The following is a 5,918-nucleotide window of genomic DNA, read 5'->3' as shown; positions in this document are numbered from 1 at the left end:
TTAGTATTAAAAGTAAAAAATATTAAATCTATTAATCTAGAAAAATTACTGAGATTTACACAAAGATTTAAACACTCTCACTTTTAAAAAAATCATCCCTAAAAATACTATTAAAAGACAAATTAATTATTATTTAATTTCATGTTTTCTAAATCTTCAAGCTTATCAACCATTTCTAAAAAGATATCTTGTGACAACTCATATTTTTTCTCTTTTATAGGAAATGATGATTCAAATTCTAAAAATTCATTCTCATCTAATTCAAAGCAACTTACAGATTCGTGAAAATTACCTGATATTCCTTTTAACGAATCAGGATAAAGTTCCATAGCTAAAAGTGCTTTGGCAAAAACTCCATCAGCTCTTGCTATTCCAAAGTTTGCTGCACTTTTGAATCCGACTTTATTATAATATTCTGGATATCCATATATAATTATAGCTTTATACCCCATATCGATTGCTCTTTTTTTACTAAATTCTATCAAAGCTTTTCCTATCCCAAGTTTTTGTAATTTTGGAGATACGCTCAATGGACCAAAAGTTAGAACTTCATGAGAAGTTCCTTTTTTATCGATAATCTGAGCTTTTGTATAAAAAATATAACCAACTATTTCTCCATCTTTAATGCCCACAAAATTCAATTGAGGAATTGCTAGTTCTGAATTTCTTAAATAATGGACTATAGAGTGCTCATTAGCCCCTGGAATATATAGATTCCAAAAAGCCTCTCTAGTAACTTCTTCAACTTTTCTATAATCATTTTTTTCTTCTAATCTTATTTTTAATTCCAATTTTATCCTCCGACTAATTTTAATTTTGATTGTAAACCTTAATCAAAACCTGTGTCTAGAAAAGGAATTTATAACCTTCCTATCACAGGAAGAGTACACTCTCTTTGTTAAACAAAAAATCACTCCTGATATTAAAATTTATTTAGGACTATAGTTTACAATTTTTTTATTATGAAATCAATAAAAATATTTGTATTAAAAGCTCAATTTATTTTTTGTAAAAACACATTTTTCTGACGGAGTCCCCATATTAATTTTGCATCATTTGCATCTGCATCATTTTTGTTGCGTGGTCAGCATATTTTTGACCAACCTCTTGATGTAACTTGTGGATTTTATTCCAATCAGGTTTATCTCTTCCAGCTTCTTTTTGAATTTCCAATTTTTTGCTATCAATCTCTTTTTGGTACTGTTCCTCTTCTTTCATCATATCAGGAGTCATTTTTCCAATATGGTGATGAACCATCTCTTTAGACATCACTTCTGGTGACATCGGTTGAGTTACTGTTTTTTCAGGTGTTGCTGCAAAAATTGTTGTTGAAATAATTCCAATCAATAAAATTACTTTTTTCATATTTGCTACCTCCTCAATAGATATTGTAAAGTTATATTCGATAAGAGTAGAAAATTTCTTTCTTATAAATTATTAATGTAACTCTAATCTTGTTCTTGCTGGATTTTTATAGTTTCCTTATGTAATGAAAAAGCTGTAGATTCAACTACAGCTTTTCCATTAATTATAAAATAAAGTTATTTCTGAGCGCTTATCCAAATTGGACTCCCCCAAGCTTGATGATCATCTTTTTGTGTAACTCTTACATAATAGAAATCTTCTCTCTCTCCAACTTCCCTAGTGAAAACAAAATCACATGCTCTATCAATCGATTCTTTTTCTATTATAACTTTATTGTTACATAGTACTTCAACCTTTAAATCATCTGTTCCCAATACACTTACACTAAATACCACTTGATTTCCAATTGTACTTTTTACAATTTGACCCATTTCATAGTTATCAGCTTTAAAAGATAATAAAATTCCAGCTCCTGACGTTCCATAGGCAAAACGATTATATAGATTATCCCAAACTGTTTCATTAGTTAATCTATCTACAAAGGATACAATTATTCCTCCCTCTAAACCATGTTCCATCTGATGTGAATCACTTCCTGCAATAAATCCTAAATGATAGCCTCTTGCTAGAGCATCTTGCGCACTACAGTGCTCAATTTGCATATTATTTTTAGTGTATTTAGAATAGTTTCCATAGTATTCAAAAGGGGCATGTCTTGAAAAAATCTCTACCATTCTTTGGACACTATCGTCATGGAATGACCAGTCAGTTGCAGCACTAACAAGTTTCCAACTAGCTGCTGGGTGATGTGGAAATGCCATAGCTTTATATTTTTTTATACTACTAAACAGACGATCTGGCGTTAATCCTCCTTCATCTCCTGAACGGAATAACTCCCCTTCAAATCCTCTATAGTATATATTTTTATGCCCAAAATCATAACGATATTCATTTGGTGTCCACTCATAAGCTAAAAGTGTTGCCATCTCTTCTTCAACATTAAATAATCTTGAAGTTGTACGAATCCACTCCCATTCTGATTCACTTAACCAATAAGGATAACAATCATGATCTGTTAATGCTGTAAAGTCTAAATTTGCCCATGCTTTTGCAATATTAAAAAATTGGTCTATCTCTCCAACTCCATCTGACATCCCACTTTGACCATGGATATCTCCAAACACTGGAAACTTTTCTCCATATCCATTTTTTATCATCCACTTTTTAGTTTCCTCTTTACTTACACGGTCTAGCGACTTTTCCGCTGGAATTGGACGAGTAAATGGGTCACTCACTTTCTCAGCTTCTGTATCAATATAGTTTTCAAACTCATCGGCTTTTAACCAAGTATAAATAACTTGTGCATTTCTAATTGGTTTATGTCCATTTTGATTTCCATACTGCCATACTAAATGTATCGTTCCCTCCTCATCAATTAACGCTCTTTGATTAGACGCAAAACTATTCTCATCATAAGTGAAAACTACTGGTTCACTCCATTTATTTTCATAATCATAGTGTCTTACATGCAATTTTGTTTTTCCCCAAGAATAGGAAAAAACAACCTCTCCCTTGGAGTTTTCTCCAACTGCTATATCCTCATACCAATCTATTCCTCTTCCGATACAATAAGGTTCCTCTACAATTAATTCATTGTCTTTTAAGAAAACCACTGAACTATTGTATGAAAAATCTGATCCATGGTTAAAATCATACCAACATACTAAAACTTTATCTTTTAGTGAAGCAACCAGAGGCTGAGCTGCCCAAGCAGTTTTTGATGTACTCACTGCTTTTTCTTCTGACCAAACTCCCTCTTTAAAAGTTCTTACTAAAACATCATAGTTTTTCCCATTAAAAGAGTCGTAAGCCACATATCCAGTCCCATCATCTGTCATAGTATAACTTGGTCTATAAACCTCTTTGGAAGATGAAACCACTTGAATATTTTCAATTCCACTCTCTCCAATTATTCCCATTACAATTTCTGCTGAGTTACTATATTGACGATTCCAAATAAGGTATACCATACCATCCTTTGAATACAGATATGGATAAAAAAGTGCTTCTCCCTCCTCTGCACATTGAATCTCTCCATAGATTCCATTTTCATAACTTCTATAATAAATTCCCCATTTTTGATTTTTATTCTCTCCCCAAGCATACCATACACGATTTCCATCTGCTACGCAAACAGGCTTTAGTGCTTCTCCACCTTGAGATATTATAGTTCCATCTAAAAACTCACCCTTTTCTTGAGTTAAAACTCCAGCCACAATAACATCATGTCTATCTTTATACTCTTGATAACAAACATATGTTTGTCCATCTTTAGTTTTAGTCATACATGGATATTTTCCACTAACTGAAACAATATCTGTTACCTCTTTTGAATACCTTTGATTTAATTCGTTCATTTTTTCCTCCGTATTTTACTTTATCTATGCGATATCTCTTCTTTTCTCTAGTTCTTTTGAAATCTCTTTTGTTCTTTCTGGAGTTATCTCATAAAAGTATAATACAACTACAACTAGAAGAAATAATACTGCTGGTATTATAAAACGCAATGATATTATCATCTTTATAGAACTTTCAACTTGATCTTTATTTGCAACAAATCCTGCTATTCCAAGTAGAAAACTTGATAAAAATCCACCAATAGCTATTCCACACTTTTGGACAAACGTAAATGTTGCTGTAAATAATCCATTTGGTTGTACACCATATTTCCACTCTGCATAGTCGATACAATCTGGTATCATAGCCCAAGGTAAAGCACTTGCTATTCCATACATAAATCCAAATAAAATAAGTTGGGCAAGAAGTGAATATATTGAAGTTACATTGGGGTTTAATCCTAATAAAATTAAAGGTATTACACAAATAAGAGTTGAATACATAAAGGCTTTTTTCTTTCCAAAAATCCCTTCAATTTTCGGTAGAATCATAGATGCAAAAATACTCGCTCCCATACTCACTGCCATAACTGTTGGAATCCAATTTTGTTTATTTAAAATATATTTAAAATAATACATATTTGCTGAATTCACAAGAGTATTTGCAAACATTGATAATCCAAAAGCTACCACAAGAACTAAAAGTGGTTTTGTTTTTAAAAGAATTTTAAAATTATTTTCCTCTTTATTTTTTTTACTATTGTTTGATACTTCTGTATTGCTAGGAATATCATGAGCCTTAGCTCCATCTGCTGCTATCCATACAAAAATAGTTGCTGCTACTCCAACAATTCCTCCAAATGTTGCCCATCCCTTTTGTCCACCACCAAACATATTTACCATAGGCAGTGCAAAAGTTGAAATACATAATACAGCTACTTGGCACATTACACTTTTCCAAGATATAATAATTGTTCTAGTATGTGAATCTTTAGAGATTACAGGCACTAGTGCAAAATATGGTATTGAAACAATTGTAATTGCTATTGAATAAAATATAAATACTCCATAAGCATATATAACCTTCATACTCTCAGGAATATTTGGTGTATAAAAAAGTAAAAATACAGCAAATCCTAGTACCGGTGCAAAAAATATCATCCAAGGTCTAAACTTTCCCCAACGAGATTTTGTTCTATCAGCTCCTATTCCCATCACAGGATCTGTTATGGCATCTACAATTCTCGAAACTAACATTATTCCTGCTACAGCAAAAGCTGTTATTCCAAAAATATCTGTTAAAAAAAAGTTTAAATATGACATAGTCAAATTTGTCGCAAGTGTAACTCCTAATCCTCCCAAAGAATACTTAAAAATATCCACCAGTATATTTTTATTTTTAATCTTTCCCGCTTCAGGTTCTGATGAATACCTAGGAATATCTATTGATATATCCCCGCTTTTTAACTCATCCATTTAATCCTCCCGTTGAATTTATAATATATTTTTTATTTTCTCTATTTGTAAACTATTTATAGCTATATTTCCCTTTACAGTAGCAATTAACCCCTCTTCTTTCAGCTCTTTTAGTATACGATAAAATGTTCTAGTGCTTATTCCTATATTATCCATAATATAGTCGTTTTTTAATCTAATTATTAGTTCCTCTTCACCCTCACAGTTATTTCTCCAATACTCATTTAACCAACATAAAAATTGTAGTTTTGCATCATTAATTAACATATATTCTGCACGATTTGATGTTAGTGACATTTTTTTCAATAAATTTTTTATAATATATAGTGATATTTCCCCATTATTTTTAAGGCACTCTATAAAATACTCTTTTTCTATATCTATTACGATACACTCTTCTATTACACAATCTTCTGTAGCATTTGCATTTTCCTTATCTAAAACTCTATCCATCCCAATCCATTCTGGTGCTTCATTTAAAGCTATTAGATTTCTTTTTCCCATTTTCAACTCACGATAATGAAAAAATTTTCCAACTATTACATAATGGATATACTTTTTAGTTTTATCATATTGATGAATTTTTTCGCCTTCTTTTACAACTCTAATTTTCATATGTTCATTAAGATACTCTTTTATTAATTTTAAATTAGGATTTTTTTTCCATTTTTCCTCTCTTGT

Annotated in this window: 5 protein-coding genes; all 5 read right to left on the bottom strand. The window is 31.1% G+C overall.

Annotation, left to right across the window (positions count from 1 at the left end; genetic code table 11):
• Positions 1-122 precede the first annotated feature (122 nt).
• The gene (locus ACMOUI_RS09585) at positions 123-791 is read right to left on the bottom strand and encodes a GNAT family N-acetyltransferase (protein ID WP_418965478.1); all 669 of its coding nucleotides are present in this window, start codon (positions 789-791) and stop codon (positions 123-125) included.
• A gap of 250 nt (positions 792-1,041) precedes the next feature.
• Positions 1,042-1,365 (bottom strand): hypothetical protein, encoded by a 324-nt coding sequence (locus tag ACMOUI_RS09580; protein ID WP_418965477.1) that lies wholly within the window; start codon positions 1,363-1,365, stop codon positions 1,042-1,044.
• 176 nt (positions 1,366-1,541) lie between these two features.
• Positions 1,542-3,782, bottom strand: a complete 2,241-nt coding sequence (locus ACMOUI_RS09575; RefSeq protein ID WP_418965476.1) for a hypothetical protein — start codon at positions 3,780-3,782, stop codon at positions 1,542-1,544.
• Positions 3,783-3,806: 24 nt separating this feature from the next.
• Positions 3,807-5,237 (bottom strand): MFS transporter, encoded by a 1,431-nt coding sequence (locus tag ACMOUI_RS09570; protein ID WP_418965475.1) that lies wholly within the window; start codon positions 5,235-5,237, stop codon positions 3,807-3,809.
• Between the two features lie 18 nt (positions 5,238-5,255).
• Positions 5,256-5,918 (bottom strand): Crp/Fnr family transcriptional regulator (locus ACMOUI_RS09565; protein ID WP_418965474.1); only part of this gene is annotated, 663 nt, incomplete at its 5' end.

The organism is Cetobacterium sp. (assembly GCF_048470075.1).
Classification (GTDB): Bacteria; Fusobacteriota; Fusobacteriia; order Fusobacteriales; family Fusobacteriaceae; genus Cetobacterium_A.
The sequence above is the reverse complement of the archived record's forward strand: the minus strand, read 5'-3'. Positions and strand labels throughout refer to the sequence as shown.

Bases quoted from the DNA above. Each gene is read 5' to 3' on its own strand.
- ACMOUI_RS09570 (WP_418965475.1), bottom strand. From the start codon at position 5,237: ATGGATGAGTTAAAAAGCGGGGATATATCAATAGATATTCCTAGGTAT.
- ACMOUI_RS09575 (WP_418965476.1), bottom strand. From the start codon at position 3,782: ATGAACGAATTAAATCAAAGGTATTCAAAAGAGGTAACAGATATTGTT.
- ACMOUI_RS09580 (WP_418965477.1), bottom strand. From the start codon at position 1,365: ATGAAAAAAGTAATTTTATTGATTGGAATTATTTCAACAACAATTTTT.